This window comes from Marixanthomonas spongiae (assembly GCF_003095375.1).
Lineage (GTDB): Bacteria > Bacteroidota > Bacteroidia > Flavobacteriales > Flavobacteriaceae > Marixanthomonas > Marixanthomonas spongiae.
The window spans coordinates 1-26,029 of sequence record NZ_QEHR01000004.1; the positions used below are offsets into that span (position 1 = coordinate 1).

Genomic DNA, 26,029 nt, shown 5'->3' on the forward strand with positions numbered 1-26,029 from the left:
CTTTTAATGCAAAAATTAAAGCATTTAGAGCACAATTAAGAGGCGTAAGAAGAACTGAATTCTTCCTGTACAGACTTGAAAAATTATTTGCTTAAAAACTCAAAAACCCAGAAAATGTTCTTGATCCTATAAAGGTAGTACCCCATATTAAAAAAGCCACCTTTTATATGGGTGGCTTCATTAGCTCCTCCAGCTGGACTCGAACCAGCGACACCCTGATTAACAGTCAGGTGCTCTAACCAACTGAGCTATGGAGGAATTTAATTTTTATATCTTTTTGAACGTTTCGCCTAACACATACTGTGATAAATATCGTTAGGCGGGTGCAAATATACCTAATTTTTATATTCATCAAAATAAAACTGAAAACTTTTTCGATGAAATTTCAACTTTAAAATTAAACAGGAATAAGCCCCAGGTTAATTTTGACTGTTATTCAAACAGCCAACGGTAAATATCGTTTCCGTTGGCGAACAGCACCAAGGCGATCAATAGGAAAAAACCGACCATTTGGGCGTACTCCATAAATTTGTCGCCCGGTTTGCGGCCGCTTACTATTTCATATAACAAAAACATCACGTGGCCACCGTCTAATGCTGGAATGGGAAGGATGTTCATAAATGCCAGAATAATAGAAATCAACGCTGTGGTTTCCCAAAAACTCAACCAGTTCCACGTATCGGGGAAGAGGCTGCCTATCGCTCCAAAACCACCTACTTGCGTGGCGCCTTTTGCGGTGAACACATATTTAAATTGGGTAACGTAATCTTTAAGCACATTGTACCCGTAGCCTATACCGCCCGTAATACTTTCAGCTAAGCCATATGTGATTTTGGTACCCTTGCCCAAATATTCTTTTCCGTAGTTGTTAACACCAATTTGACCTTTTTCATTTGGCGTGACGGTTAAGGTGTCATATTCGTTATTTCGGGAAACAACAATGGTATTTTCGTTGTCTTTGTTTGCCGTGACCAAGGCCGTAAATTCGTGCCAATGTGCCACATTTTGGCCATTTACCGAAACAATGCTATCGCCGTTTTTGAATCCCGCCGCCATGGCTGGATAGTCGGCTACCACGGTGTCAATCACCGCATTGCGCATCGGGCTGAAAGGACGCAATACATCTTTTTGAAACATTTTGGTGCCAATATCTTCAGGAAGTGCGATAGTTTCGGTTGTGCCGTCGCTGTGTTTAACAGTAATGCTTTGGACATCACGCAAAAACAGGTACTTGTTTATCAAGCCAACGTCTTCAAATTGCTCTCCGTTCACTTGTAAAATATGATCGCCGTCCTGAAAGCCCATTTCCTTGAAGGTTTCAGCTACGGCATAGCCTTTTGGCAAATCGTCGTTGGTGGTAATGGTGGTCCCGTTAAAATACAGAATACCCATATAAATAACGAATCCAACAATAATGTTAACCGTAACGCCGCCCAACATAATAATCAATCGCTGCCAAGCCGGTTTGCTCCTAAACTCCCAAGGCTCTGGCGGTTTGGCCATTTGTTCCTTGTCCATGCTTTCGTCGATCATTCCGGATATTTTTACATATCCTCCCAGTGGCAACCATCCTATGCCATAAACGGTTTCGCCTATTTTCTTTTTGAAAAGGGCAAATTTCACATCGAAAAAGAGGAAAAACTTCTCAACCCGGGTCTTAAACAACTTTGCTGGGATAAAGTGCCCCAGTTCGTGCAACACGATCAATAGAGATAAGCTTAATAAAAGCTGGATTGCTTTAACGGCAAATGGACTCATAAACTTTAAAAATTAGCGTACAAAAGTAATCTTTTATACTTGCTTATAAAAATTAATGCCGAACAACCGAAAAACATCTTGTAAAACATTTAACGCTTCCTGCTTTACCGTTTGTATTATAGGCAGTAATTTTGCGGAAATCAGTATAACAATATGCTCCGGTTTTTTGCAAAGTATAAGTTTTTTGGGATCGTTATGCTCGTTCTTTCTGCAATTATCATTACCATCATTTATAATGTGTACACCATAGACGACGAAAAAACCCTACCCATTTACCAACCCCACGATGTTACCGCCCAACTAGTTGATACTACCGTGCAGCACGTGAAAAAATACCATAAAATTGCCAATTTTTCATTGACAAACCAAAATGGCGAGACCATCACACAGGACGACTATAAAGATAAAATCTATGTGGCCGATTTCTTTTTTACCACCTGCCAGACCATCTGCCCAATTATGACGGACCATATGGTGAATATTCAGGAAAAAGTGAAAAACGACCCTGAAATCATGCTCCTCTCCCACACGGTCACCCCAGAAATAGACACCGTAGCCCAACTTAAAAAATATGCCCAAGAGAAAGGCGTGGACGACACCAAATGGAACCTGGTCACCGGCAATAAAAAACAAATTTACGACCTCGCCCGAAAATCGTACCTCGCAGCCAAAGACACCCCTTATACTGAGTATGATCTAATCCATACCGAAAATTTTGTGCTGGTCGATAAAAAGAAACGCATCCGTGGCTTTTATGACGGCACAGACCCCAAGGCGATAGAAGAACTAATGACCGATATCAAAGTCTTGAAAAAGGAGCGCTAACGAAGAACTGAAACGCCTGTAGCAGCCCAACCATTACAAAAATTACTTTATCATCTTAAAACCTTGCAAGGCAAACCTAATTCCCTTATTTTTGCGTTGTTTAAAATCAATCTAAATTAATATAATGATTACGATCGCCACACTTAAAAAGGGACAACGCGCCATTATCAAAGAGTTTTCGGTAGAGCACGTTCCTTTAAAATTATTGGAAATGGGCTGCCTCCCAGGCAACGAAGTGGCATTGGTACAACTGGCCCCTTTTCACGATCCACTTTACCTCAACATCAACGGCAGCCACTTGGCCATACGAAAAGAAACCGCCGAACGTATTGAAATTGAATTGGTTTAAGCTATGGCAAGGCAGATAAACGTTGCGCTTATTGGCAACCCAAATACCGGAAAAACCTCGGTGTTCAACCGCTTAACGGGCTTGAACCAAAAAGTGGGCAACTATCCCGGCATTACCGTTGAAAAAAAGCAAGGGGTTTGCAAATTAGACCGCGGATTAAAAGCCCACATAATCGATCTTCCCGGCACGTACAGCCTTAATGCCTCTTCAATAGATGAAAATGTAGTGATTGAGTTGTTGCTCAACAAAAACGACAAAGATTTCCCCGATGTTGCCGTGGTTGTGGCCGATGTGGAAAACCTAAAGCGCAACCTGTTGCTGTTCACACAAATAAAAGATTTGGGCATCCCCACCATTCTGGCAGTGAACATGGCAGACCGCATGAAACGCAAAGCCATTTCACTGGATATCGAAAAGCTGGAAGCACAACTGGAAACCAAAATAGCCTTGGTAAGCTCCCGTAAAAACGAAGGCTTTGACCATCTTAAAGAATTGATCAGCAACTACAGCTTGCTTTCCACAAAACCTTGCGTCAACGCTTCCCGAATGTCTCCAGATTATTTTGATAGACTTCGCAAAGCATTTCCCAATCAAGATCTCTACAAACTCTGGTTGGTCATTACACAAGACGTGAACTTCGGAAAACTGAACCGAAAAGAGCTAAAAGAAGTAAACGGGTTCCAGACCGAATCCAAAAGCAACCTGAAACGGCTTCAGCAAAAAGAAACCATTGCCCGGTATCAATTTATCAACAATGTTTTAAAAGACACCCTTACCATAGACACCGCTAATGCCAAAGACTTCAGGAGCCGGGTGGACCGGGTCTTGACGCATAAAGTGTGGGGATACGTTATTTTCTTTGCCATCCTATTGCTCATATTCCAAGCGATTTTCGACTGGAGCAGCTATCCCATGGATTTTATCGATACCACTTTCGCCTCCTTGAGCGAATGGGTTAACGAAACCTTGCCACCAGGGGATTTTACCAGTTTAATTGCCGAAGGGATCATCCCAGGTATTGGCGGTGTGGTCATTTTCATTCCGCAGATTGCTTTTCTGTTCCTTTTTATTTCCATTTTGGAAGAAACCGGCTATATGAGCCGCGTGGTCTTCTTGATGGACCGCGTTATGCGCCGGTTTGGCCTGAGCGGGAAAAGTGTGGTACCGTTGGTTTCGGGTACTGCCTGTGCCATCCCAGCGATTATGGCCACGCGAAACATTGAAAATTGGAAAGAACGATTAATCACCATCTTGGTGACACCCTTCACCACCTGTTCGGCACGGTTGCCGGTGTACCTCATCATCATTGCTTTGGTTATCCCCGATGAGCGTGTTTTGGGGATATTCAGCCTACAAGGGATTACATTAATGATTATGTATTTAATAGGTTTTGGTGCTGCCATAGGTTCGGCTTGGCTCTTGGATAAGTTTATGAACATTCCGGGACGTTCCTTTTTTGTCATCGAAATGCCCAATTATAAAATGCCGCTTCCCAAAAACGTGTTGATTACCGTAGTGGAAAAAACAAAAGCCTTTGTATTGGGCGCTGGTAAGATTATCTTGGCCATTTCCATCATTCTTTGGGTGCTGGCCTCGTACGGTCCAGGGAGATTTGATCAAGCCGAAGAAATAGTTGCTGCCGAAAACAGCGGTCAAAACCTCACCGAAGACGAATTGGACACCAAAATCGCTTCTTTTAAGCTGGAACACTCGTATATTGGCATTATGGGAAAAGCCATTGAGCCTGCGGTACGGCCCCTGGGCTACGATTGGAAAATCGGGATCGCCATTGTGAGCTCGTTCGCTGCCCGTGAAGTATTCGTGGGGACGCTTGCCACCATTTACAGCGTGGGGAGCGATGAAGAAAAAACCATTAAAAACCGAATGGCCGCCGAAACAAACCCCGTTTTGGGAACCCCATTGTTCAATTTCGCCAGCGGCGTGTCGTTATTGCTCTTTTATGCTTTTGCCATGCAATGTATGAGCACCTTGGCCATTGTGAAGAAAGAAACCAACAGTTGGAAATGGCCCCTGTACCAATTAGTTATTATGAGCGGAATTGCGTATATTTTAGCCTTGGCAGCTTATCAATTGCTTAAATAATCAAAATAAAAACCTTATGTTAGGTTGCAACAGTATATTCGACCTAAAAGAAAGAAAATAAAAAAAATTAGATGATGCAGACGATATTGGTAATCATAACATTTTTAATCGCAGCGGGTTACCTGCTAAAGAAATTTATATGGAACCCCTTGACCGAAAAAAGTAGGCAAACCCCTTCGGGCACACTTGACGGCGGCAACACCAAATGTGGCAAAAACAATTGCGGCTGTCATTGATTAGTTATAGGCACAAACCAAAAAGGTATAGCCGTTCTCTTTTATATCGTTTTCGGATTCTGGATAGGGCGTTACCTTCATTCCTTCTAATTTGATATCTTCGGAAATGTAAAATACGTGGTTTTTATCTTCCCCAGACCTTACCGCTCCAAAAATCAATTCTTCGGCAACGGTTGCTTTACCCTTTTTTTCAACTTTCACTTTTATCTTGACCCTTCCTTGCCACACACAGGTAACACTGGTGGGACAACGGGAATCTTCCACTACTTCTGAAAACGTTACGGAATGACCGTCTATTTCCACTGTTTCCCCCAAGGGAACTTTTATGGCTATTTTTGGCGTTTTCAAGGGTTCGTCTGGTTTATTTTGGGCAAAAGCAGTAGTTGAAACTGTTAGCAACAACAATATAAATACACGTTTCATGGAAATCTTTTTTTCGTTTTTTAAAGGTAAAAGAAAAAACAAAGCTTAACAAACCAATAAATCGAGCCCACGTCTGTAATTTTCACAGCATCATTCCCAAACCTTATAACGTTTGAACATACAGGTTCTCGGCTGTCTTTTTTGAAATGAACGATTGATCCTTTCCTACCAAAATAACCATGGAGCCATCGAAAAACTCCTTGCCCAGCACTTTAATTTTAGTGCCAATGGTGATGTTCTTCTTGTCTAAATACTGCAGGAATTCTGGGCTGGATTCTTTCACGCCAACGCAAACCCCGCCTTGGTTTTTCTTTAGTTCGGCCAATAGTTTTTTCGCTGTTTGCTTGATGGTTCCATCCTTACTGGGAATGGGTTCGCCGTGGGGATCAAAATCGGGCTCCCCTAAAAACCGTTCCAGCCGGGCAATAAGTTCTTCGGAATGCACATGCTCCAACTGTTCGGCTATTTCGGCAACTTGGTCCCAGTGAAAGTGCAGCTTTTCCACCAAAAAAACTTGCCACAAGCGATGTTTTCGTATAATTTGTAAGGCCGATTTGGTTCCTTCATTCGTAAGGGTAACGCCGCGGTACCTTACGTAATGCAGCAGCTCTTTTTCAGCCAAACGTTTTACCATGTCGGTGGCCGAAGAAGGTTTGGTCTCCATCCGTTGCGCCAAGGCATTAGTGGTAACGCCTGTATCGGAAGCTTGTTCTAAGTGATAGATTGCTTTTAAGTAATTTTCTTCGGAAGGGGACAATTTCATCTGCAACTATTTTACAACATCAATATTTAGGTTGTGCTAAATAATTTTTTTAATGATTATGAATTTTTTATCTTTGAAACTGTACCAATGCTTGACAAGATATGGATTTCGCAATCGGATTGCTTCAATTTTATAAAAAGAAAATAGACCGAACCATTAAAAGTACAAATTTAATGCAGAAAGATAGAACAAAAGCAGCCCGTGAACTGGAAAAAGTGAGCGAGCTTAAAAAAGCGATCCGGGTTTTAAAAACAAAAAACAGAAATTTATCTTAAAATCAATATGTTATGAATGACCAAAACCGATTAAAAGCGTTACTCTGGAGCCGCCAATTGGTTGACTTAGGTGGCTCTTCAGAACAAAAAAGCAGCAGTTACAAACAACTGAAAGCAGAATTGGCCGCGCATCTCGACCGGTTAGTAGCAACAGATTTTAACAAACTCGTCGCCATATTATACCGCATCGATATTTCTGAAGAGAAGGCAAAAACAGCCTTGGCGGCAAAGGACGCTCATGAAACTGCAGGCGAAATTTTGGCCCAGTTGATTGTGGAACGGCAAGTGCAAAAAATACAGTTTAGGCAATCTTACGGCCAACACTGACTTTCATCCCCTAAAAAGGAAAAACCGGTCTTTCAATTCTTCGATAGCCGTTTCTTTATTGGTGGTAATGTATTTTAAGGCTTCGTCTGTAAATTCCTGTCCTTTTTCGGTAAGGGAAACGATATTTTCTGAAATATGAATCAGGTTGTTTTTTGTAGCCAGTTCCAACACCGTTTTGGCCTTAACCTTTTCCCAGTTAATGTGTTCCTGTAAATGGTTCACGTGGCGTTCTTCTTTTTCTTGATGATTTTGCAAATGCAATAGAAACACCAATAAAGACACTTCTATACGTTGTTGCCTTTCTTTGTAAAATACTGAAAACACGCCTTGTTTAGGCGCAAAAAGGTACACCAAAAGAAATACAACCCCCAGCATCGTGGTCATAGAACCGGCAATGGAGGCATCAAGCGCATTCGCAACCCAATACCCTGAAATGGCAGCAAAAATCCCGAAGAAACAACTTAACAATAACATTTTCTTTAGGTCGTCGGTCAATAAATAGGCGGTTGCGGGCGGGGCAATGATAAGTGCAACCACCAAAACCGCCCCTACGGCATCGAAAGCGCCCACAATGGTAACCGAGGAGACCGTCATTAACCCGTAATGCAGCAACAAAGGCGAAAAACCAAGGGTAGCGGCAAGACCTTTATCGAAGGTGCTCAATTTAAGTTCTTTGAAAAACAAAATCAGCAGCGTGAGGTTGATCACCAAGATGGTACCTATCACCCAAAGTGATTTTGGGCCTATATCGGTATCGCCTACAATAAGGTGGTCAAAAGGGGCAAAAGCCAGTTCGCCCAGCAACACCGCGTCTATATCCAAATGAACGTCATTGGCGTGTTTTGCAATCAATATCACACCTATGCTAAAAAGAGCGGGGAATACCAAGCCTATCGCGGTATCTTCTTTTACCAAGCCGGTTTTTTGAATGAATTCGACCAAAATCACGGTGACCACACCAGTTACGGCAGCCAATAAAATTAAAAGGGGCGAATTGAGGTCTTGGGTGATAAAAAAGCCTACCACAATCCCCACCAAGATGGAGTGGCTAATGGCATCACTAATCATGGCCATTTTCCGAAGTACCAAAAACACGCCTGGAATGGCACAGGCAACGGCGACCAAAGCGGCGATAAGTTGTATTTCCAATTGTGCGTTAGTCATGATCGGTTCCCATTTTAACATACATAGATTCGGCTTCTTGAAAGCCTTTTTCGGTTAAAGCCCATTGATTGCCTTCCACACGGATTAAGTGTTGCTCTTCCAGTTTCGTCAACGTTTTTCGGGTAAACCCTTGAAAGTTGTTCAAAATACGGATAGCATGAGGGTGCGAAATGTTATCGTGCTCCTTGGCAATACGGTACATAAAGGTGAGCGTTTTCTTTAAATGAAGTTCCCTTCGGTTTTTACGGAAACGAAGCTCCCGGAACAACAGTCCACGCCTAGGCGAAAAAATAAAGGAAAGCAACACAAAAGCCGCGGCCACCAAAACAATAACCGGTCCTGTTGAAAGGTTGTCCTGGCTCGCACTGATGGCGGTTCCGAAAACCCCTGAAAAAGCCCCGAATATCGATGCCAAAACAATCATCACCCCCAAATTATTGGTCCATTGCCTGGCCGCAGCTGCTGGAGCCAACAACATAGCGCTCATAAGTACTACCCCAACGGTTTGCAGGCCAAGCACAATGGCGACTACAATAAAACTGGTAATCAAAATATCGAGAAAACGGGTGTTGAACCCCAAGGTTTTGGTGTAATCGGGATCAAAGAGCAATAGTTTCAGTTCTTTCCAGAAAAGAAGCAAAACGATAAGACTAACCCCAGTAACAGCGGCCATAACCCAAACATCCTCTTCTACCAGTGTGGCGGCTTGCCCAAACAAGTATTTGTCCAGCCCGGCTTGATTGGCATTCGGCATTTTCTGGATAAAGGTCAATAACAGCATCCCCAGACCAAAAAAGAGCGAAAGGATCAATCCCAAGGCCGTATCGTTTTTCAAGCGGGTGCGTTTTACGATGCTTTTAATCCAAAACGTACCGATCAAGCCACTTATTAAAGCCCCAACTAAAAACAAATGTTCGTTCTTTACACCAGTAATAATAAAGGCAATGGCAATCCCGGGCAGGGAAGCGTGCGAAATGGCATCGCCCAAGAGACTCTGTTTGCGCAATACCGCAAAACTGCCCAACATACCGCAAATAGCTCCAAGCACGGCAGTGCCCAAGGTTATCGTGCGCAAGGTATAATTGGTAAAAAAGTCTGTTAGTTCCATTTTTTTTATATCAGGCGTTGGGATAATAATTCAATTTATTTATTCACCGCCACCTTGTAATTAATACCATAGGTTTTGGTAAGGTTATCGTCGTTAAAAATATCCTTTACAGGGCCCGAGGCAATTCCTTTTACATTTAAAAAAGTTACCCAATCAAAATATTCCGGTACGGTTTGCAGGTCGTGATGCACGACAATCAAGGTTTTGCCGGCTTTACGCAGTTCTTTTAAGATATTGATGATTGCTTTTTCGGTAGTAGCATCGACTCCCTGAAAGGGTTCGTCCATCAAATAAATAGATGCGTTTTGCACCAACGCCCTTGCTAAAAAAATGCGTTGCTGCTGCCCACCGCTCAACTGGCTTATTTGCCTGTCCCTAAATTCCAGCATGCCTACTTTTTCCAAAGCCTCCAAGGCTTGTTTTTTTTCTTTTTGCCCGGGTCGTTTTATCCAACCCAAGCTTCCGTAGGTGCCCATCATCACCACATCGAGTGCGATGGTTGGGAAATCCCAGTCCACACTGCCTTTTTGTGGCACGTACGCCACCTTATCCACTTGCTTTTTATACGGTTTGCCAAAAACTTGTACGCTACCGGCAATGGGTTTTACAATTCCTAAAATTGATTTTATAAGAGTAGATTTACCAGCTCCGTTTGGCCCAACGATTGCCATGAGCACCCCTTCGGGGATGACGAGGTCTATATCCCACAAAACCGGTTTATAATTATAGGCTACGGTAAGGTCGTCAATTTTTATGGCGTAGGGTTCCTCTCTCATTATATGGTTTTTTTTTGTGTGCAACAACCTATTTCAATGCTTCCACGATTGTTTTTACGTTATAAGTGAACATTCCTATATAAGTCCCTTCTTTTGTGCCGGCATTGCCCAAGGCATCAGAATAAAGCGTACCGCCTATTTCCACTTGAAATCCTTCGGCCTTTACTGCTTGTTGTAAGGCTTCGATGGTTCGCCTTGGCACACTGGTTTCCACAAAAATCGCTTTTACCTTTTTCTCAATGATTAATTGGGCCAAATTTTGCACGTCTTGCACGCCCGCCTCGGTTGCTGTGGAAAGACCTTGCAGGCCAACGACTTCAAAACCATATTCCCTTCCGAAGTAATTAAAAGCATCGTGGGCAGTGACCAAAATGCGTTTTTCTTTGGGCAAAGTGGCAATGGTTTCGCGCACCTGTTTATCGAGGGCATCCAGTTTTTTAAGGTAGGCGGTTTTATTTTTTTCGAAATATGCGGCGTGAGCGGGATCCAGTTTGCTGAGTTCTTGGGTTAGGTAGGTGGTGATTTGTTTCCAGTACGCAATGTTGAACCAAATATGCGGGTCGTAACTGGAAGCAAAATATTCAGAACCTATCAGCCCTTTTTTGTCCAACACTTCGGCAAGTGCAATGGTGTTGCTGTTTCGGCCCATTTTTTCGAATACGTCGACTAATTTTCCTTCTAAGTGCAGACCGCTGTAAAACACTACATCGGCACGGGTCAATTTTGAAACGTCCCCTTCGCTGGCTTTATACAGGTGTGGGTCCACCCCGCTGCCCATCAAGCCTTGAACGCTAATGGAATCACCGCCAATATTTTTTACCAGATCGGTAATCATCGTAGTGGTGGTAACTACATTCAACTTCCCATTGGCACTGTTATTGCTGTTTTTGCAGCTTACCAACAATGTGAGGCACAATAAAAGCGGAAGTATTTTTTTCATAACTGAAATTTCAAGTTTTAGTTTAGTATACGTTGAATCAACAGGCGATGGGCAAATTATCACTAACTTCAATCTTCAACATAAATGTTATCGGTCGCGGTTTTTGATAGCAGCACCTGCCGTTTTCCAACTTGTACCGTCATACTTTCATCAAACGATTGTATTTGCATGACTTTCATCTCGGTATGCATCCCTATATCTTGATCGTCCAAAAATTTCAAGAAGGCAGAAGAAGCATCGTTAAACCCTTTGCACACGCCTTTTTGACCTTCTTTTAGCTGTGAAAGTCTTTTTTTAGGTGCCTTGGGCAGGTTTCCACTGGCGTCGGGGATAGGGTCGCCGTGGGGATCATAAGCAGGGCGGCCCAAAAAACGGTCCAGTTCTTCCACCAATTTTGGCGAACGGATATGCTCCAACTGCTCTGCCACTTCGTGCACCTCATCCCAGTTGAAGTTTAAGCGTTCCACTAAAAAAGATTCCCATAGCCGGTGCTTTCGTACCACGGTCAAAGCTTGTTTTCTTCCGGTTTGAGTCAATTGCACGCCATAGTATTTTTTATAGTCAACCAAGTTTTTATTGGCGAGCCTTTTTATCATTTCGGTCACCGATGCGGCTTTGGTTTCCAACAATTCGGCGAGCGCACTGGTGGACACCCCTTCTCCAGCTTCTTCCTGCAGATGGAAAATAGCTTTCAAGTAATTTTCTTCAGATTGGGTAAACATATTTTTCATATACAGCACAAAGATACATTTTATCTTTCAAGAATAAAATATTAGCTTTGCCTAAATTTTAATTCTAAATTAAAAAATAATATAGTTTAATATTATGAAATATATTTTACATATCATGCTCTTCATGCCTGTTTATCTTTTTTCCCAAAACGACAAAGCCACTATTTCGGGCACATTTACTTCAAATGGACGCCCAGTTCCTTTCAGTAGTATTTATATTAAAAACAGTGCTACAGGCACCGATGCCGATATAGACGGGAACTATTCACTTGCGGTTTCCGAAGGCACGTTCACTTTAGTTGTGCAATCGCAAGGTTATAAAACCCAAAGAAGAGAAGTAACCGTGGCAGCCGGCGAGCATATCACCTTGGATTTTTCGTTGACCGAAGACACCTTTGGCCTTGATGAAGTTGTGGTGAGCGCCACCCGAAACCGTATTATAAAACGGGATGCACCCGTGATTGTAAATGTGCTCAGTCCTAAACTGTTCAACGCTACGCAATCTATTTCCCTTGCCGATGGCCTAAATTACCAACCAGGCGTGCGGATTGAGACCAACTGCCAAAACTGTGGGTTTACACAAGTACGTCTTAATGGTTTGGAAGGACAATACACCCAAGTTTTGGTAAACAGCCGTCCGGTGTTCAGTGCGCTCAACGGGGTGTATGGCCTGGAACAGATTCCAGTAAGCATCATTGATCGGGTTGAGGTGGTAAGAAGTGGTGGTTCTGCGCTTTTTGGCTCCAATGCCATTGCCGGAACGGTTAATGTAATAACAAAAGAACCCGTTAACAACAGTTGGGAAATACGTTCCAATTTTGCCGCGATCGATGGTAAAACGGCAGACCGAACGGTAAATGTGAACGGATCGATAGTGAGCGAAGATTTAAGCAGTGGTGTTACTGTTTTTGGCATGTACCGAAACCGCAATCCCTATGATGCCAATGGCGACAGGTTTAGCGAAATCACCAAAATGACCAACAACTCGCTTGGCGCAAAAGTATTTTTAAAGCCTAATGACAATAGTAAGTTTGGAATCGATTTTACGGCAATACGTGAATTCAGACGAGGCGGGGACCGTTTGAATTTAGCTCCTCAGTTTACCGACATCACCGAGCAACTGGACCATAACACCGTATTCGGCGGCACCGATTACGAGTGGCATGACGATGCGCGCAAAAATTCGGTGAGCGCCTATGTTTCTGCCCAACATACGGACCGCGACAGTTATTACGGGGGCTTAGGCGGTGGGCGAACGGCTGCCGACTCTATTGCCGCAAACAACTCCTTTGGTATCACCACCGATTTAGCCGTCGTGGCAGGAACAAAGTATTCGCATCATTTTATCAACGATGATGTAATTACCACTGGTGCTGAATTTCAGCGTAATGACACCGAAGACGCTATTGCCGGCTACAACCGCTTGATCGATCAAAAAGTGAACAGCCTTGGCCTTTACGCACAATACCAATGGAAACCCATTGACGATTTCACTGCGCTTATTGGTGCACGGCTGGACCACATAAACGTCGATGGTTTTTATACCATTGAAGATATTGCACGATCATCGCAGGTGAACGAAACCGAAATAAGCCCCCGATTGACCGTGTTGTACAATATTTCCGAAGCACTGCAATTTAGGGGCGGTTATGCGCGGGGTTTTCGGGCACCGCAAGCTTTCAATGAAGATTTGCACGTATCATCGGTTGGGGGCGAACAGCGATTCGTTATCCTTTCCAATAATTTGGAAAGTGAGTTTTCCAACGCATATACCGCCTCGTTTAATTTTACGAAAAATTTCAACAAGGTACAGACCAATGTTTTGGTTGAAGGGTTTTACACCACCTTAAAGAACCCGTTTACCATTGTGAGCACAGGAACTTCCCTGCCCAACGGTTCCATATTGGAAGAATCCCGAAATGGTGCTGAGGCGCGTGTTGCAGGAGCTAATTTTGAGCTTTCGGTATCGCCAAGTTCCGATTTGTTTTTTCTGCTTGGGGGCACCATTCAAAAATCGAAATACAAGGAAGGTCAAGTACTTTTTGAAGCCGATGGCAGCGTGGCAGGAGAACAAGATGTGGTTTTAGATGAGTTTGTGCGCGCACCAAATTCCTACGGCTTTTTAAACGCCAACTGGCAACTAAACGAAGCTTTTAAAACAGACGTTACTGGAACGTTTACCAGTTCAATGATAGCGCCGCATGTAGTGAGCGACACAGGGTTTATGAATTTGATACGCACAAAGCCCTTTTACGATTTAACCGTAAAGGTAACCTACCATTTCGATTTAAAAGAAACATTTCATGTCGAGCTGAGTGGCGGGGTGCAAAACATTTTTGACAGCTATCAAGACGATTTTGACACCGGAGCCACACGGGATTCAGATTACATCTACGGCCCCAATATGCCCAGAACGGTCTTCGTAGGGTTACGATTTGGTGATTTTTAAAAATATGAAGTTATGAAAAATATATATTGTTTCGTATTCATTGCTTTAGCAGGGCTCTTTATTACAAAAGCCCAAAACCCCGATGAAATACAGTGGAAAACATGGCCCGAGCTGGAACAAGCCCTTAAAAAGGAACCCAAACCGGTGTTTATATTTTTCCATGCCGATTGGTGTGTCTATTGTAAGAAAATTGAGCGGGTTGTATTTAACAAATTGGCCGTAATTCAAAAGATAAACAAGAATTATTATGCCGTTGAAATGAATGTTGAAAGCACTGATACTATAACCTTCGATACTGTCGAATTTAAAAATACACAAGCCCGCACCCAGCGCAATAGCGTTCACGAAATCGCCTTATTGCTCGCCTCACGAAAAGGACAGCCTTTTTCGTTACCGGCAACTCTAATTTTAAATGAAGACTTCACAGTTAAGAAACGTATTTTTGAGTATTACACCGCTCAACAATTGCTGAAAGTGTTGTGAGGTACGATATAAGGTTTTAAAACCCACGTTCCTTTTGAAGCTGTTCATACGCATCCTGCACCTTCCTGAATTTTTCTTCCGCGCCTTTTCTATAGGCTTCATCCATATGCTGCAGTTTATCTGGATGGTATTTTTTGGCCATGGTGCGATACGCTTTTTTAATTTCGGCATCGGTGGCAGTACGGTCAATTTCCAAAATTTTATACGCACTGTCCGGATTTTTGAAGAACATGGCTTTGATGCTTTCAAAATCACGCGGACTCACCCCGAGGTATCCGGAAATTTCATTGATTTTCCGCACTTCAAGCTCGCTCACCCGTCCATCGGCATTGGCAATGCTGAATAAGAAGTGAAGCACTTGCAACCGCGATTCGTAGCGCATGCGTTGCCGAAACATGGTACCGATTTTCGCTGCCGAAATCTCCCGTTTTTTAATCACGTCGTTAAATACCCGAAACGTGGCATTGGCGCGATCCTTTCCGTAGGCTTGCACAAAATACTTGCGTACATAGTCCAACTCTTGCTGGCTCACCCGTCCGTCGGCCTTAATGACCAGGGATGCCAACGAAAGCAAATTGAGCTCAAAATCGGCCGGAGTTACGCGCTGGCTTCGTTGTTGTTGCTGAAAAGTGCCTTGAAACCCCCTTCCAGCACTGGAACCACCAAAGTAATTATCCAACAGGCTTCCTATTAAAAACCCAACGATGGCTCCAGGAAACCGGTACACCATATAACCAATAAAAGCTGCAAACCAACGAATCATAAACTAAACACTAGCAATTTGTAGAATGGTGCAAATATAAAGAAAGCTTAGTAAGCAATGTAGCGTTGGTAAATTTAAAAAAGCACAGATCTCAAATCACTAAACCATATCTTATCAATTTTGAAATTCGGAGTTTGCAGCTTGTTGTTATTTGTGTATGTTACCTCCTTGATACCGTGTCAAATTTCGTATCTTTGCACTAAAATTGTTACACTTTAAAAATAAAGATATATGTATCCACCGGAATTGGTAAAACCTATGCGGGAAGACCTGACCAACATTGGTTTTTCCGAACTGTTCACTGAAGAAGAAGTAACCCAAGCCCTTAACAAAGAAGGCACCACTTTGGTCGTGGTCAATTCGGTTTGTGGTTGTGCGGCAGCCAATGCGCGCCCTGGTGCCCGTATGTCGTTGCAAAATGCCAACACGCCAGACAACTTAGTAACCGTATTTGCAGGTGTGGACCGGGAAGCGGTCGATGCCGCCAGATCGCATATGGTCCCGTTCCCTCCAAGTTCGCCATCTATGGCCTTGTTTAAAGACGGGGAATTAGTGCATATGCTGGAACGCCACCACATTGAAGGTCGTCCGGCCGAAGCTATTGCCGAAAATTTAAAAGGAGCGTACGACGAGTATTGTTAGTCCCCTTTTTATTTAGAGGTTAAAATCTAAAAAATGCTTGTCCGTAAAAAAACCAAGCGCCAAATATGACATCAGAGAAGAACGTATGACGTAATACTTGTTTCATTTTTATGAAATGGAAATTAGTTTCATAATCATTTTGTTCTATGTTTTACGTCATTCAGTTCTAAGTCAAATTTAGGTTTCTATACGGATAATCATAAAATAATTCCGTTTCTGAAAATTTTTGGAAGCGGATTTTTTACTTTTGATACACTATGAAACTACTCTCCAAAATATTGAGCTACCCGCTTTCGGTTATTTTTTACCTTTTTTTTGGATTGAATTTAATTGTTTTCCACCCCATACAGTGGGTTTGTTTCAACGTTTTTGGTTACCAAGCCCATAAGAGAAGTGTAGATGTCTTCAATTGGTTTATATTAAGGTGTTTGAATATTTTGGGGACCTCTTTCAAAGTTACCATTAACAGCAGCATCCCAAACAACGTGCCCATCATCATCGTTTCAAACCACCAAAGCATGTGGGACATCCCGCCCTTGATCTGGTTTTTGCGCAAATACCACCCCAAATTCATCTCCAAGATCGAATTGGGCAAAGGCATCCCTTCGGTTTCCTATAATTTAAAACGTGGAGGCAGTGTTTTAATAGATCGTAAAAACCCAAGACAGGCCACTGGGGAAATTATAAAAATTGCCAAATACGTATCAAAATACAACCGCAGCGTGGTCATTTTCCCTGAAGGAACCCGAAGCAAAGACGGCAACCCGAAACCCTTTCGGAAAACTGGCTTGCTTACCCTATTTAGAAAAGCACCCGATGCCTATGTGCTTCCGGTGAGCATTAGCCATTCTTGGAAACTGCAAAAACACGGCATGTTCCCTATTCCATTGGGCGTACGTTTAGAATTAATAGTACATTCTTCTTTAAAAGTTTCAGAACATGAGCCAGATGCCTTAATCGATCTGGTGGAAACGCAGGTAAAATCGAGTATAACAGTGGATGAGACTTGAGATGTGAGATTTGAGAGGTTAGAGGTTTAGAAATAAATTTTGTATCAAAGGTGTTTGAGCCTGTCTGCTGGTTTTTTAGGCAGATGAATTCGAGAGATTTATAAGGATCACTAATTTACCCGCCTGCCAACATCTGTTAAAATTCGGGCAGGTCGTAAATACCTACGCTGGATGCTGTTAAGGTTGAAAAATGAAATATTTAAGGTAAAACTATGGCTGAAAGATCTTCGGAAATACTCATTAACAACACCATTGCCTTTGTAAAAAAAGAACTGAAAGATGCCGAAGGCGGTCACGATTGGTTTCATATTGAGCGGGTCTATAAAAATGCGCTGCTTATTTCAGAAACCGAACAAGCGAATGCTCTGGTGGTTGCCTTGGGAGCGTTGTTGCACGATATCGCCGACTCCAAATTTCACAATGGTGATGAGACAGTTGGACCCAAAAAAGCAGTGGATTTTTTAACTTCGGAAGGTGTTTCCGAAGAAATTATTGAGCACGTAGTGCAAATAATCAAAAATATTTCATTTAAAGGAGGAAATAAAGAACAAGCCTTTCATTCTAACGAATTAGCAGTTGTTCAAGATGCCGATCGTTTAGATGCCTTGGGTGCTATTGGCATAGCCCGCACCTTCAATTACGGCGGCTTTAAAAACAGGGCGCTATACGACCCTAAAATCAAGCCTAATTTAAATATGTCCCCTTCAGAATACAAGGCGTCAACCGCCCCGACCATCAATCACTTTTACGAAAAACTATTGCTTTTAAAAGACCGAATGAATACTGAAACTGGGCGGCGTATCGCCACAGATAGACATGAGTTTATGGAAACGTTCCTGAAACAGTTTTATGCGGAATGGGAAGGTGAAAAATAAAACTCTGTGTTCTCTGTGCCTTCGTGGTGAATAGTTACCACAGAGGCACAAAGGACACAGAGAAATAAAAACCTATCGAGTTTGATGCTTGATAGATTTGTAATTTAGTAGTTTATCCTTTTACAGGATTTGTCTTCTCGACTTTTAGGTGCTCTGCAAAAAAGCCCATCATGGCTTTGTAAAGGTCCAATCGATTTTCCTCTTTACCAAATCCGTGACCTTCGTCATACTTAACCATATAAGGTACTTCAACACCTTTTTCCCGTAGCGTTTCCACAATTTGGTCGGCTTCATTGATGTTTACGCGGGGGTCGTTGGCCCCTTGCACCACAAACAATGGGTTTTTAATCTTATCTACGTGCAAGGCCGGGGAAATTTCGTCCATAATGGCCTTCTCTTCCGGGATATTGGGGTTGTACCAGATTTTATACAACAGTTCTCGGTATTTTTCCCAATATGGTGGAATGGTTTCCATAAAAGTGCTCAAATTGCTTACTCCTACATAATCCACGCCACAGGCGTATTTATCAGGGGTTTTGGTCATTCCGCGCAACACGGCATATCCGCCGTGGCTACCGCCATAAATGGCAACCCGGTCTTTGTCCACCCAACCTTGTTCAATTACATAATCCACGCCATCTTCTACATCGTCCATCGCTTTACGGCCTATTTGCCCAAAACCGGCTTTTAAAAACTTTTTACCGTACCCTCCGGAAATCCTAAAATTAACGTGCAAGGTTGCGTATCCACGGCTGGCAAACAATTGTGCTTCTGGGTTAAAGCCCCAATTATCTCGAATACCTTGTGGTCCACCATGCGGATTTACAATTAAAGGCAGTTTTTGTCCCTTTTTATAATCACTCGGCAATGTAATATATCCGTGGATGGTAAGCCCATCACGGCTTTTAAAGGTTATGGGCTTCATATTGGCCATATCTTCGGCTTTAAGCTGTGGCAATAGCTTGTATAACAATGTCACGCTATCCTTTTCTACATCGTACAGGTAGTATTCCCCTACAATTTTATCACTGGTAACAGCTACCATATACTTGGACTCATCATCGGTTTTGCCAACCGTGAAAAACTGCTTGTCGCCAAATTCTTTTTGAAGTCGGTTATAGATTTTTTTATAGGTATCGCTTACTGGAACAACTACAGATTTTTCGCCAGTATAGCTGAAATAGTCTATTTCGTAATTGCGTTTTCTGGAAAGCGATATCCCAGAAACATCAAATGTATCATTGCTGAAAACCGTTTTTATTTTTTTGTCCTTCTTTAGGTCATACAATTGGATTTCGATTTTATCACCATCCAGATTGGAAACCACGTAAGCATCATCTGGGTTTTCGGTATTTGGATTGAACGAAGAAATGCCAAATGTATCGCCAAACTCGGTAAGCTTTACTTGTTTAAATTCGCCATCGATCTTGTAGAGCAACTCCGTTTTAACCCCGTCCACAATGCGGGTAATGGCGCGTAAATTGCCTTTACGGTCAAAATTATAACCAGCAACTGGCGGATCACCTTTTTTTACGGTGTACAACTTGGTCACCTCGCCTGTATTGATATTAAGGCGGTAAGGTTCTTCCTGTTGAGGGTTTTCCTTGTTCATCTGCACAATCACATAGTCTTCGTCTTCCTTTAACGGTTCGATGATGTTGACCCGGACGCCTTCGAAAGGGGTGAGTTCTTTGTCGTTTTCGCCGGTAACATCCACGCCATAGACATGGTAGTTTTCATTTCCGCCTTTGTCTTGCAGGTACAGAATACGATCGTTGTTGGCCCAGAAAAAACCTCGAATCAAATCTTCACCTTGTTTTTTCAACAAAGTTTCTTTTTGGGTTTCGGTTTCCTTTAAATACAGATCGCGTTCTCCAGATTGACGCCGTTTCATATACGCAATGTACTTTCCGTTAGGGGAAAGTTGAAACGAAAAGGCTTCGGGGGTTGTAAAATAATCTTCCACCGAATATTTGTAATCGCCGGTTTCCTGTGCCGCGAGTTTCTCCAGTTCGGCTTCGGTGGATGGCAATGCGGTGTTTCCCGGTTTTTTCTTTTCTGTTTTCGTAAATGTAAGTGGTAGTTCTTGTCCCATTTGTTGGTAGGTTCCTTTTATGCCATCACCAGTCAACGTGCCTGTGTAGGTCATTTGCAGTTTGGCCGATTTAATGGTTACTTTGTTATCCTGCAAAACTACCGAATCGAGTTCGATTCCCGAAGCGCCTTGGGCAGGAACATCCAAGGTTCCTTCGTAACCGTCTTCGGTTGGGGTGATGTTAACAATAAGCTCCAGTTGCATGCCTTGCACATCCAAAGTCCCGCTATAAGAGCCGTTTAATTTTTGCGCTTGTACCGATGTCCCTAAGCACAGTACCGCCAGTAGAATAATGTGGTTTAAAAATGTTTTCATGTGTCGTTAGTTTTAAAATAGTAAATTTACTGCTAAATAAAGTATCGTACTAATAAAGTTATGACAATCAAGTGTTTGAACTGAAGCAAGGGTTAATCTTAAAACCTCACCAAAAACAGTATTTTTTAAAACAAACGCATCTGGGGATTTTTAAGTTGAAGGTAATGTTTCCCGTCCAATGCAGGCATTTTGCTGTTTTTAAGGTATTTTTTTTTGGCGATTTCCATCGTATTTTTAATTTGTGTTGCGATGGTTCCTTCGCCTTTCATGCGCCGTCCCCATTGACTGTCATTTAACCTGCCGCCATGGCATTCGGCTATTTGATTGAGAATGCGATCGGCACGGTCTGGGATGGTTTTTCGTGCCCAATCTTCAAAAATAGTAGCTATTTGCCCGTTAAGCCGTACAATGGTGTACGAAACGTTTTTGGCGCCCAATTCTGAAACTTTTTTAACTAACGGAAGGATTTCATGACTGTTCAACGACGGGATAATCGGTGCCATCATCACCCGTACCGGAATTCCGTTTTCTGAAAGCACCTCAACTGCTTTTAAGCGTTGCTTGATACTGGCCGTTCGGGGCTCCAATAACCTTCGGGTGGCTTCGGAAAGGGATGTAATGGATATATTTACTGAAATAATATTCAGTTGTGCCATTTCCTTCAGAATATCCAAATCCCGCAACACCAAAGCGTTTTTCGTGATAATGCCCGTTGGATGTTTCCATTGTAACATGGTTTCCAAGCATTTCCGTGTTATTTCAAGTTTGCGTTCTATGGGTTGATAGCAATCGGTATTTCCGCTGAAAATGATAGGGTTGGGTTCCCAAGATTTACTTTTTAATTTTTTATTCAACAGTTCTGGGGCGTTCTTTTTAACCAGAATGGTACGTTCAAAATCGAGCCCGGCACCATAGCCCCAATATTCATGGCTGTTGCGTGCATAACAATAGACGCAACCGTGTTCACAACCTTGATACGGATTGGCCGAATATCCCATTCCCACATCGGGGCTATCTACTTTATTGACAAAAGTTTTAGGAAACACATCAATGTACTTGGTTTTATTGGCATCGGCTTCCTCGCCTTCGGCTTCGCAGTAGTTTAAAAAGTCGTCCCGAAGTTCGTGGCTTAACTCAAAAAACCGATTGTGAACACGCTTTTGTGCGCCACGACCTTTGATATGATTTTCAGCATTGGACATAAAAAAACTTTGAAGTGTTTGAATACTTCAAAGTTAATTTATTTAATGGAAATAATCCTTTTTAAATTGGATTTATTCCTTTTTTTCAATTGCTTTCTCAAAAACTTTCTTTCCACCCACCACTGGAATTTCAATACTGGTATTATCCAGATCGATAGTCAGTTCTGTACCTGGTTTTGGTAAAAGTGTGAACTTATTATCGCTTGAAAAAATCATCAACCCAATTTGCTGTCCGGCCGGAATTACTTGGTCGTCCGGGATAAGGTTGAAGGACATTTCATAAAACTTGCCCGGTTTTAAGGGCTCGCTTTCAGTAAGGGATTTATAGTTCTGCGGGTCGGCCCAACCTCTGGTGATGATATTGTCGGTCATTTTAGCGTTCTTTTCTTTATTCCATGGCAAGGAAACCATCCAAACCGAAAGATTTGCCGCCGGCTTGCTGCTCGCCAACTTTATATTTAGGGTTGATAGCCCCGAAAGATGGATATCTTCTTTTAAAACAGGCGTTACAAATAATAATCGATGGTTAGAACTTGGCAGTTGCGCCAATGAATCTCCAGAAAGTGTGTAATCATCTATCAAAGTTTGCTTGCCTTGGTTTTTTACTTTTTTGCTTGTTAAAGCTCCTGTTTTAAGACCGTCTTTTTGTAAAAACAAGGTAACATCTTTAGCTTCCGGATTTGGGTAATTAGCATAAGCTGTTGGGTCGTCGTTTTTATCATTTTCACGAACAATGTAGGCTTTCGGGCCTTTTTCGGCTCCATTGTCAATCCCGAAAAGGTATTTGGTAAACCAACGGTTCATCATCGATAATGGTGGCGGGCCACCATGACCGTATTGATGGTAATAGATTTTAACAGGCAGCCCCATTTCTTCCGCCTTTTTATAAATACGGTAACTGTGCTCGGGCATTACGTTCCAATCGTTAAAGCCGTGCGACATAAACAAGGCGGCTTTCATGGGTTTCATATCGTTTAGATAATCACGTCCAGCCCAGAATTCATTATAATCACCGGTTTTACGATCAATGCCGTTTCTTATTTCGGTATCACGATACACAGAATCGGCATACGCCCGCTTCGATTCGTCGCCGCTATGGATAAAGTTGTACAGCACATCCACATCTTCACCCAAATAACCACCGGGCGAACGCACCAGCCCATTCGACCTATAATAATGGTAATATGAGGTGTTTGGTGCAACAGGGATAATCGCTTCTAAGCCTTCAACGCCTGTGGTTGCAGCTGCAAGTGGCAATGTTCCATTGTATGAAGTTCCCGTCATACCTACTTTCCCTGTGGCCCAATAGGCTTTTACTTCTTCATCACCATAAGGCGTTGTGTATCCTTTTGCTCGGCCGTTAAGCCAATCGATCACCGCTTTTGGGGCTAATGATTCATTCTCGCCACCCACGGTTGGCGATCCTTGTGAAAGTCCCGTTCCCGGTGATGAGGAATGTACCACGATAAATCCTCTTGGCACCCACTTTTTTATCTTTGAATTCGAAATAATAGGTCGCTCGCCCCTTCTGGTAACCGAAGGATGTACGATTTCTTTTCCGGTAGCTCCCAATTCATGGTACACATCGTGAAAAGCACCCTCAACATTTGGGGCCACACCAGCAAAATACGGACTCGACTCATAGATAACAGGTAATTTCAACCCTTGGGTTTCGGTTTGTTGGGGCCGTGTTACCGCGACGTGCATGCGATCTGGTTTGTTATCGCCATCGGTATCGAAGGTGGTTTCGACCCAAAGGTCTTCCCGAATCCAGTCTTTTGGATCATTAAAAGCCGGAACCACCTGTGCTTCGCCGTCTTTAAATATGGGTTTTGCTTTTTCTTGGGCAGTCAAGGAAATCGTGACGGTCCAAATAATAAAAAAGAGGATGTGTTTTTTCATTGTATTACAATTTTAGCTTTGTAAAATATTTCAAAAAAATGCTTTTTAATAAAAGAGTGGGTAATCAGTACCGGAGTCTTCGATACACTTCGACACGCCTGTCTACGACAAGGCAAGCTCAGCACAACGCAATTTTCGTTTAATTTACAAAACTGCTTTTGTTTCTAACCCAATGAGAAACGGAACTCACTCAGATACCTTTATTTTCACTTTCCGTTATTGCCCCGGGAAATTCGGTTTGCGTTTTTCCAGAAAGGCGCTGGTTCCTTCTTTAAAATCGGCGGTGCCAAAGCATTTCCCGAATTCGGTTATTTCGGTTTCAAAACCATTTTCGCCTTCTTCAAATCCGGCGTTGATCGAGGCAATGGCCGAGGCTATCGCTACCGATGAGTTTTTCATGATTTTTCCAGCAATTTTTTCGGCTAACTCCATGAGCTCTTCTTGCGAGGTAACATGGTTCACCAATCCGTACTCCAATGCTTGTGCAGCGTCGATCATTCCAGCGGTCATAATCAGTTCCATCGCACGGCCTTTTCCTACCAATTGTGGTAAGCGCTGTGTACCACCGTAACCAGGAATTACACCTAATGAAACTTCCGGAAGGCCCATTTTAGCATTGTCGCTGGCTATCCTGAAATGTGCGGCCATCGCCAGTTCCAATCCACCGCCTAATGCAAAACCGTTTATCACGGCGATTACAGGAGTGGACAGATGTGCCACAAAATCGAACAGCTTCGCTTGTCCTTTTGCAGCCAGTTGTTGCCCTTGAGCCACCGAATAGTCGGCAAATTCGCTGATGTCGGCCCCAGCAACAAAAGCTTTTTCACCGCTTCCAGTAATAAAAATCACTTTGGTGTCAACATCATCTTCTGCTGTTTTAAAAGCTTGATGAAGTTCCTGAATGGTATCTTGGTTAAGTGCATTCAGTTTTTTGGGGCGATCAATGGTGATTGTTGTAATCCCGCTGTCGTGTTCGTAGGTAATGTTTTCAAAATTCATGGTAAAGTTTTCTTTTTCCGGTTTTTTTGTTAGCGCAAAAATACGAAAATGGCTATGAATGTCTTCTAAACCGAACAGTAAAAGTAGCGCCCTCTCCTTCTTCAGAGTTCAAGGTTATGGTGCCACCATACGTTTCCACGATGTTTTTTACCATTGCCAAGCCCAATCCCATCCCACTGTTTTTGGTGGTGAATTTAGGTTCAAACACTTTTTCTTTGTTTTTTTCTGAAATGCCCGGTCCGTTATCGCAAATGCGGATGCATACCTTTTGGCCTTCTGAAGCAACAACCACTTTAACGTGTGGACTTTCCGGCTTGTGTTGCTCTATTGCCTGAATGCTGTTTTTTACTAAATTGGTCACAATGCGTATGAGCTGTGTTCGGTCCCATTTAGCGATGATCTCTTCTTCTTCGGAATGAAACTCAATATAATCTTCGTTAAAGATATCGAGTGCCAATTTGGTTATTTTAACCACATTGAGTGTTTCATCTTGTTGAGCGGGCATTTTTGCATAGTTTGAAAACGCTTCGGCAATCGAGCTCATGGTATCGATTTGCTGAATGAGCGTCTTGCTGTATTCGTCCAACCGTGCTTCGATATCTGGGTCGTCTTGGTTAAATTTCCGCTGAAAGCTCTGTACCGTCAACCGCATGGGCGTCAAAGGGTTTTTAATCTCGTGCGCCACCTGTTTGGCCATTTCGCGCCAAGCTGCCTCGCGTTCGCTGGTGGCCAACTGGGCGGCACTGTTTTCCAGCTCCTCGATCATCCCGTTGTAGGCATTGACCAAGGTGGAAATTTCTTCGGTAGTAGAGTCGATCACTATTTTTTGGTTGCGTTTGTTCAAGCGGGTATCGGTTATTTTCTCACTAATGGTGTTCAATGATCTTGTAATGTATTTTGAAAGGAAATACGCCAAGGCAATGGCGATCAACAACATTAAAAAATAAGCCATCCCCAAACGGGTAAGGTTTTGTTTCAGTTCTTTTTTTATAAAACCGTCGTCTTCAATGTACGGCAGGTTCAAAATGGCCAGGGGCTTGAAATATTTATCGGTTATATAGGAATAAGACGATTGGAACTCCTGTCCATCCTCGGTAAAGTTTTTCACAAAATGTTTATCGGGCGAGTTGCGGAGGGCCCGTAAGGCAGAATCGGGCATTTTTTGATTGGCAGTATCCTTTAAAAAAGAGGCTTTGGAAGATTTTAAAAGGTTTCCGTCCAGATCGTACAGATAAATTTGAAGGTTATGTATCTCCTTGATTTCGTATATTTTATCTTTAAAAATAAGCGGGATTTTATCGGTTTCAACCGGGTAGGTGGTCTCCCTTAATACATAATTAATGTTTTCCCTGATGGCGGTTTCCTTGCGCTCCAGACGGTCCCGATGGTAATCTGCTGCCTCTTCGCGATACTGGTAAACGGTAACCAACGCTATTAAAATAGACGCGCCTATAACCAGCAAAAGCATGGAAAAGAAAATACGATTGCGCAACGAATGCCTGAAGATTTTCATGAT

Annotated in this window: 25 protein-coding genes and 1 tRNA gene; 11 read left to right on the top strand and 15 right to left on the bottom strand. The window is 42.7% G+C overall.

The features are described 5' to 3' along the window. Positions 1–184: 184 nt before the first annotated feature. Together DDV96_RS06395 and rseP are read right to left on the bottom strand one after the other, a co-directional pair. Positions 185–258, bottom strand: a tRNA-Asn gene (locus tag DDV96_RS06395). Positions 259–432: 174 nt separating this feature from the next. Beyond that, positions 433–1,758, bottom strand: coding sequence for an RIP metalloprotease RseP (rseP, locus tag DDV96_RS06400; RefSeq protein WP_116693938.1), 1,326 nt, complete (start codon positions 1,756–1,758; stop codon positions 433–435). 153 nt (positions 1,759–1,911) lie between these two features. Here rseP and DDV96_RS06405 point away from each other — a divergent pair, with 153 nt between their 5' ends. The 4 genes from DDV96_RS06405 to DDV96_RS15820 all read left to right on the top strand — a co-directional run bounded on the left by DDV96_RS06405 (position 1,912) and on the right by DDV96_RS15820 (position 5,271). Further along, positions 1,912–2,583 carry an SCO family protein gene (locus DDV96_RS06405; protein WP_116693939.1) on the top strand — a complete coding sequence of 224 codons (672 nt, stop codon included), beginning with the start codon at positions 1,912–1,914 and terminating at the stop codon, positions 2,581–2,583. Positions 2,584–2,707: 124 nt separating this feature from the next. After that, the gene (locus DDV96_RS06410) at positions 2,708–2,932 is read left to right on the top strand and encodes a FeoA family protein (protein WP_394340126.1); all 225 of its coding nucleotides are present in this window, start codon (positions 2,708–2,710) and stop codon (positions 2,930–2,932) included. Positions 2,933–2,935: 3 nt separating this feature from the next. Further along, a complete protein-coding gene (gene feoB / locus DDV96_RS06415; protein WP_116693941.1) occupies positions 2,936–5,035 on the top strand; it encodes a ferrous iron transport protein B in 2,100 nt (699 codons plus the stop codon). A gap of 71 nt (positions 5,036–5,106) precedes the next feature. Next, entirely contained in the window at positions 5,107–5,271 is a 165-nt protein-coding gene (locus DDV96_RS15820) for an ATP synthase F0 subunit B (protein WP_165805976.1), read from the top strand. Here the strand turns inward: DDV96_RS15820 and DDV96_RS06420 are convergent, their stop codons facing one another. Both DDV96_RS06420 and DDV96_RS06425 read right to left on the bottom strand, forming a co-directional pair. Next, positions 5,272–5,694, bottom strand: a complete 423-nt coding sequence (locus tag DDV96_RS06420) for a hypothetical protein (protein ID WP_116693942.1) — start codon at positions 5,692–5,694, stop codon at positions 5,272–5,274. It abuts the gene before it with no gap. A gap of 103 nt (positions 5,695–5,797) precedes the next feature. Further along, positions 5,798–6,457 carry a metal-dependent transcriptional regulator gene (locus tag DDV96_RS06425; RefSeq protein ID WP_116693943.1) on the bottom strand — a complete coding sequence of 220 codons (660 nt, stop codon included), beginning with the start codon at positions 6,455–6,457 and terminating at the stop codon, positions 5,798–5,800. A 101-nt stretch (positions 6,458–6,558) separates the two neighbouring features. Between DDV96_RS06425 and DDV96_RS15825 the strand changes: the two genes are divergently transcribed. Both DDV96_RS15825 and DDV96_RS06430 read left to right on the top strand, forming a co-directional pair. Next, a complete protein-coding gene (locus DDV96_RS15825; RefSeq protein WP_165805977.1) occupies positions 6,559–6,732 on the top strand; it encodes a hypothetical protein in 174 nt (57 codons plus the stop codon). A 12-nt stretch (positions 6,733–6,744) separates the two neighbouring features. Continuing rightward, positions 6,745–7,059 carry a hypothetical protein gene (locus DDV96_RS06430; protein WP_116693944.1) on the top strand — a complete coding sequence of 105 codons (315 nt, stop codon included), beginning with the start codon at positions 6,745–6,747 and terminating at the stop codon, positions 7,057–7,059. A 3-nt stretch (positions 7,060–7,062) separates the two neighbouring features. On the opposite strand, the gene DDV96_RS06435 is transcribed toward DDV96_RS06430, so the two are convergent. From DDV96_RS06435 to DDV96_RS06455, 5 genes are all read right to left on the bottom strand, one after another. Beyond that, complete coding sequence (locus tag DDV96_RS06435; protein ID WP_116694256.1) at positions 7,063–8,223, bottom strand: metal ABC transporter permease; 1,161 nt, start codon at positions 8,221–8,223, stop codon at positions 7,063–7,065. Beyond that, on the bottom strand, positions 8,216–9,331 hold the full coding sequence (locus DDV96_RS06440) for a metal ABC transporter permease (RefSeq protein ID WP_116693945.1): 1,116 nt from the start codon (positions 9,329–9,331) through the stop codon (positions 8,216–8,218). Before DDV96_RS06440 ends, DDV96_RS06435 begins: the two co-directional genes overlap by 8 nt. Positions 9,332–9,366: 35 nt before the next feature. Continuing rightward, positions 9,367–10,107: a metal ABC transporter ATP-binding protein gene (locus tag DDV96_RS06445; protein ID WP_116694257.1), complete on the bottom strand. Its 741-nt coding sequence runs from the start codon at positions 10,105–10,107 to the stop codon at positions 9,367–9,369. Positions 10,108–10,135: 28 nt separating this feature from the next. Beyond that, the gene (locus tag DDV96_RS06450; protein ID WP_116693946.1) at positions 10,136–11,047 is read right to left on the bottom strand and encodes a metal ABC transporter solute-binding protein, Zn/Mn family; all 912 of its coding nucleotides are present in this window, start codon (positions 11,045–11,047) and stop codon (positions 10,136–10,138) included. A 68-nt stretch (positions 11,048–11,115) separates the two neighbouring features. Then, complete coding sequence (locus DDV96_RS06455; protein WP_116693947.1) at positions 11,116–11,769, bottom strand: metal-dependent transcriptional regulator; 654 nt, start codon at positions 11,767–11,769, stop codon at positions 11,116–11,118. Between the two features lie 103 nt (positions 11,770–11,872). Here DDV96_RS06455 and DDV96_RS06460 point away from each other — a divergent pair, with 103 nt between their 5' ends. Continuing rightward, positions 11,873–14,227: a TonB-dependent receptor gene (locus DDV96_RS06460; protein WP_116693948.1), complete on the top strand. Its 2,355-nt coding sequence runs from the start codon at positions 11,873–11,875 to the stop codon at positions 14,225–14,227. 12 nt (positions 14,228–14,239) lie between these two features. Next, entirely contained in the window at positions 14,240–14,710 is a 471-nt protein-coding gene (locus DDV96_RS06465; protein ID WP_116693949.1) for a thioredoxin family protein, read from the top strand. Positions 14,711–14,726: 16 nt separating this feature from the next. Here DDV96_RS06465 and DDV96_RS06470 read toward each other — a convergent pair whose 3' ends face one another. Further along, on the bottom strand, positions 14,727–15,473 hold the full coding sequence (locus DDV96_RS06470) for a TerB family tellurite resistance protein (RefSeq protein WP_116693950.1): 747 nt from the start codon (positions 15,471–15,473) through the stop codon (positions 14,727–14,729). A 231-nt stretch (positions 15,474–15,704) separates the two neighbouring features. Here DDV96_RS06470 and DDV96_RS06475 point away from each other — a divergent pair, with 231 nt between their 5' ends. The 3 genes from DDV96_RS06475 (at position 15,705) to DDV96_RS06485 (ending at position 18,000) form a co-directional block, all read left to right on the top strand. After that, positions 15,705–16,115: a BrxA/BrxB family bacilliredoxin gene (locus tag DDV96_RS06475; RefSeq protein ID WP_116693951.1), complete on the top strand. Its 411-nt coding sequence runs from the start codon at positions 15,705–15,707 to the stop codon at positions 16,113–16,115. Positions 16,116–16,372: 257 nt separating this feature from the next. Beyond that, positions 16,373–17,125, top strand: a complete 753-nt coding sequence (locus DDV96_RS06480; RefSeq protein ID WP_116693952.1) for a lysophospholipid acyltransferase family protein — start codon at positions 16,373–16,375, stop codon at positions 17,123–17,125. A gap of 212 nt (positions 17,126–17,337) precedes the next feature. Then, positions 17,338–18,000 carry an HD domain-containing protein gene (locus DDV96_RS06485; protein ID WP_116693953.1) on the top strand — a complete coding sequence of 221 codons (663 nt, stop codon included), beginning with the start codon at positions 17,338–17,340 and terminating at the stop codon, positions 17,998–18,000. 112 nt (positions 18,001–18,112) lie between these two features. Here the strand turns inward: DDV96_RS06485 and DDV96_RS06490 are convergent, their stop codons facing one another. From DDV96_RS06490 to DDV96_RS06510, 5 genes are all read right to left on the bottom strand, one after another. Beyond that, complete coding sequence (locus tag DDV96_RS06490) at positions 18,113–20,410, bottom strand: alpha/beta hydrolase family protein (protein WP_116693954.1); 2,298 nt, start codon at positions 20,408–20,410, stop codon at positions 18,113–18,115. Between the two features lie 125 nt (positions 20,411–20,535). Continuing rightward, a complete protein-coding gene (locus DDV96_RS06495; RefSeq protein ID WP_116693955.1) occupies positions 20,536–21,612 on the bottom strand; it encodes a PA0069 family radical SAM protein in 1,077 nt (358 codons plus the stop codon). 72 nt (positions 21,613–21,684) lie between these two features. Continuing rightward, positions 21,685–23,514 carry a Xaa-Pro dipeptidyl-peptidase gene (locus tag DDV96_RS06500; protein ID WP_116693956.1) on the bottom strand — a complete coding sequence of 610 codons (1,830 nt, stop codon included), beginning with the start codon at positions 23,512–23,514 and terminating at the stop codon, positions 21,685–21,687. Positions 23,515–23,730: 216 nt separating this feature from the next. Beyond that, a complete protein-coding gene (locus DDV96_RS06505) occupies positions 23,731–24,513 on the bottom strand; it encodes an enoyl-CoA hydratase/isomerase family protein (protein WP_116693957.1) in 783 nt (260 codons plus the stop codon). 52 nt (positions 24,514–24,565) lie between these two features. Beyond that, a complete protein-coding gene (locus DDV96_RS06510; RefSeq protein WP_116693958.1) occupies positions 24,566–26,026 on the bottom strand; it encodes a sensor histidine kinase in 1,461 nt (486 codons plus the stop codon). Positions 26,027–26,029: the final 3 nt, after the last annotated feature.

Excerpts from the sequence above, each read along its gene's own strand:
- rseP (WP_116693938.1), bottom strand. The coding sequence starts at position 1,758 with ATGAGTCCATTTGCCGTTAAAGCAATCCAGCTTTTATTAAGCTTATCT.
- DDV96_RS06405 (WP_116693939.1), top strand. The coding sequence starts at position 1,912 with ATGCTCCGGTTTTTTGCAAAGTATAAGTTTTTTGGGATCGTTATGCTC.
- DDV96_RS06410 (WP_394340126.1), top strand. The coding sequence starts at position 2,708 with ATGATTACGATCGCCACACTTAAAAAGGGACAACGCGCCATTATCAAA.
- feoB (WP_116693941.1), top strand. The coding sequence starts at position 2,936 with ATGGCAAGGCAGATAAACGTTGCGCTTATTGGCAACCCAAATACCGGA.
- DDV96_RS15820 (WP_165805976.1), top strand. The coding sequence starts at position 5,107 with ATGATGCAGACGATATTGGTAATCATAACATTTTTAATCGCAGCGGGT.
- DDV96_RS06420 (WP_116693942.1), bottom strand. The coding sequence starts at position 5,694 with ATGAAACGTGTATTTATATTGTTGTTGCTAACAGTTTCAACTACTGCT.
- DDV96_RS06425 (WP_116693943.1), bottom strand. The coding sequence starts at position 6,457 with ATGAAATTGTCCCCTTCCGAAGAAAATTACTTAAAAGCAATCTATCAC.
- DDV96_RS15825 (WP_165805977.1), top strand. The coding sequence starts at position 6,559 with ATGGATTTCGCAATCGGATTGCTTCAATTTTATAAAAAGAAAATAGAC.
- DDV96_RS06430 (WP_116693944.1), top strand. The coding sequence starts at position 6,745 with ATGAATGACCAAAACCGATTAAAAGCGTTACTCTGGAGCCGCCAATTG.
- DDV96_RS06435 (WP_116694256.1), bottom strand. The coding sequence starts at position 8,223 with ATGACTAACGCACAATTGGAAATACAACTTATCGCCGCTTTGGTCGCC.
- DDV96_RS06440 (WP_116693945.1), bottom strand. The coding sequence starts at position 9,331 with ATGGAACTAACAGACTTTTTTACCAATTATACCTTGCGCACGATAACC.
- DDV96_RS06445 (WP_116694257.1), bottom strand. The coding sequence starts at position 10,107 with ATGAGAGAGGAACCCTACGCCATAAAAATTGACGACCTTACCGTAGCC.
- DDV96_RS06450 (WP_116693946.1), bottom strand. The coding sequence starts at position 11,047 with ATGAAAAAAATACTTCCGCTTTTATTGTGCCTCACATTGTTGGTAAGC.
- DDV96_RS06455 (WP_116693947.1), bottom strand. The coding sequence starts at position 11,769 with ATGTTTACCCAATCTGAAGAAAATTACTTGAAAGCTATTTTCCATCTG.
- DDV96_RS06460 (WP_116693948.1), top strand. The coding sequence starts at position 11,873 with ATGAAATATATTTTACATATCATGCTCTTCATGCCTGTTTATCTTTTT.
- DDV96_RS06465 (WP_116693949.1), top strand. The coding sequence starts at position 14,240 with ATGAAAAATATATATTGTTTCGTATTCATTGCTTTAGCAGGGCTCTTT.
- DDV96_RS06470 (WP_116693950.1), bottom strand. The coding sequence starts at position 15,473 with ATGATTCGTTGGTTTGCAGCTTTTATTGGTTATATGGTGTACCGGTTT.
- DDV96_RS06475 (WP_116693951.1), top strand. The coding sequence starts at position 15,705 with ATGTATCCACCGGAATTGGTAAAACCTATGCGGGAAGACCTGACCAAC.
- DDV96_RS06480 (WP_116693952.1), top strand. The coding sequence starts at position 16,373 with ATGAAACTACTCTCCAAAATATTGAGCTACCCGCTTTCGGTTATTTTT.
- DDV96_RS06485 (WP_116693953.1), top strand. The coding sequence starts at position 17,338 with ATGGCTGAAAGATCTTCGGAAATACTCATTAACAACACCATTGCCTTT.
- DDV96_RS06490 (WP_116693954.1), bottom strand. The coding sequence starts at position 20,410 with ATGAAAACATTTTTAAACCACATTATTCTACTGGCGGTACTGTGCTTA.
- DDV96_RS06495 (WP_116693955.1), bottom strand. The coding sequence starts at position 21,612 with ATGTCCAATGCTGAAAATCATATCAAAGGTCGTGGCGCACAAAAGCGT.
- DDV96_RS06500 (WP_116693956.1), bottom strand. The coding sequence starts at position 23,514 with ATGAAAAAACACATCCTCTTTTTTATTATTTGGACCGTCACGATTTCC.
- DDV96_RS06505 (WP_116693957.1), bottom strand. The coding sequence starts at position 24,513 with ATGAATTTTGAAAACATTACCTACGAACACGACAGCGGGATTACAACA.
- DDV96_RS06510 (WP_116693958.1), bottom strand. The coding sequence starts at position 26,026 with ATGAAAATCTTCAGGCATTCGTTGCGCAATCGTATTTTCTTTTCCATG.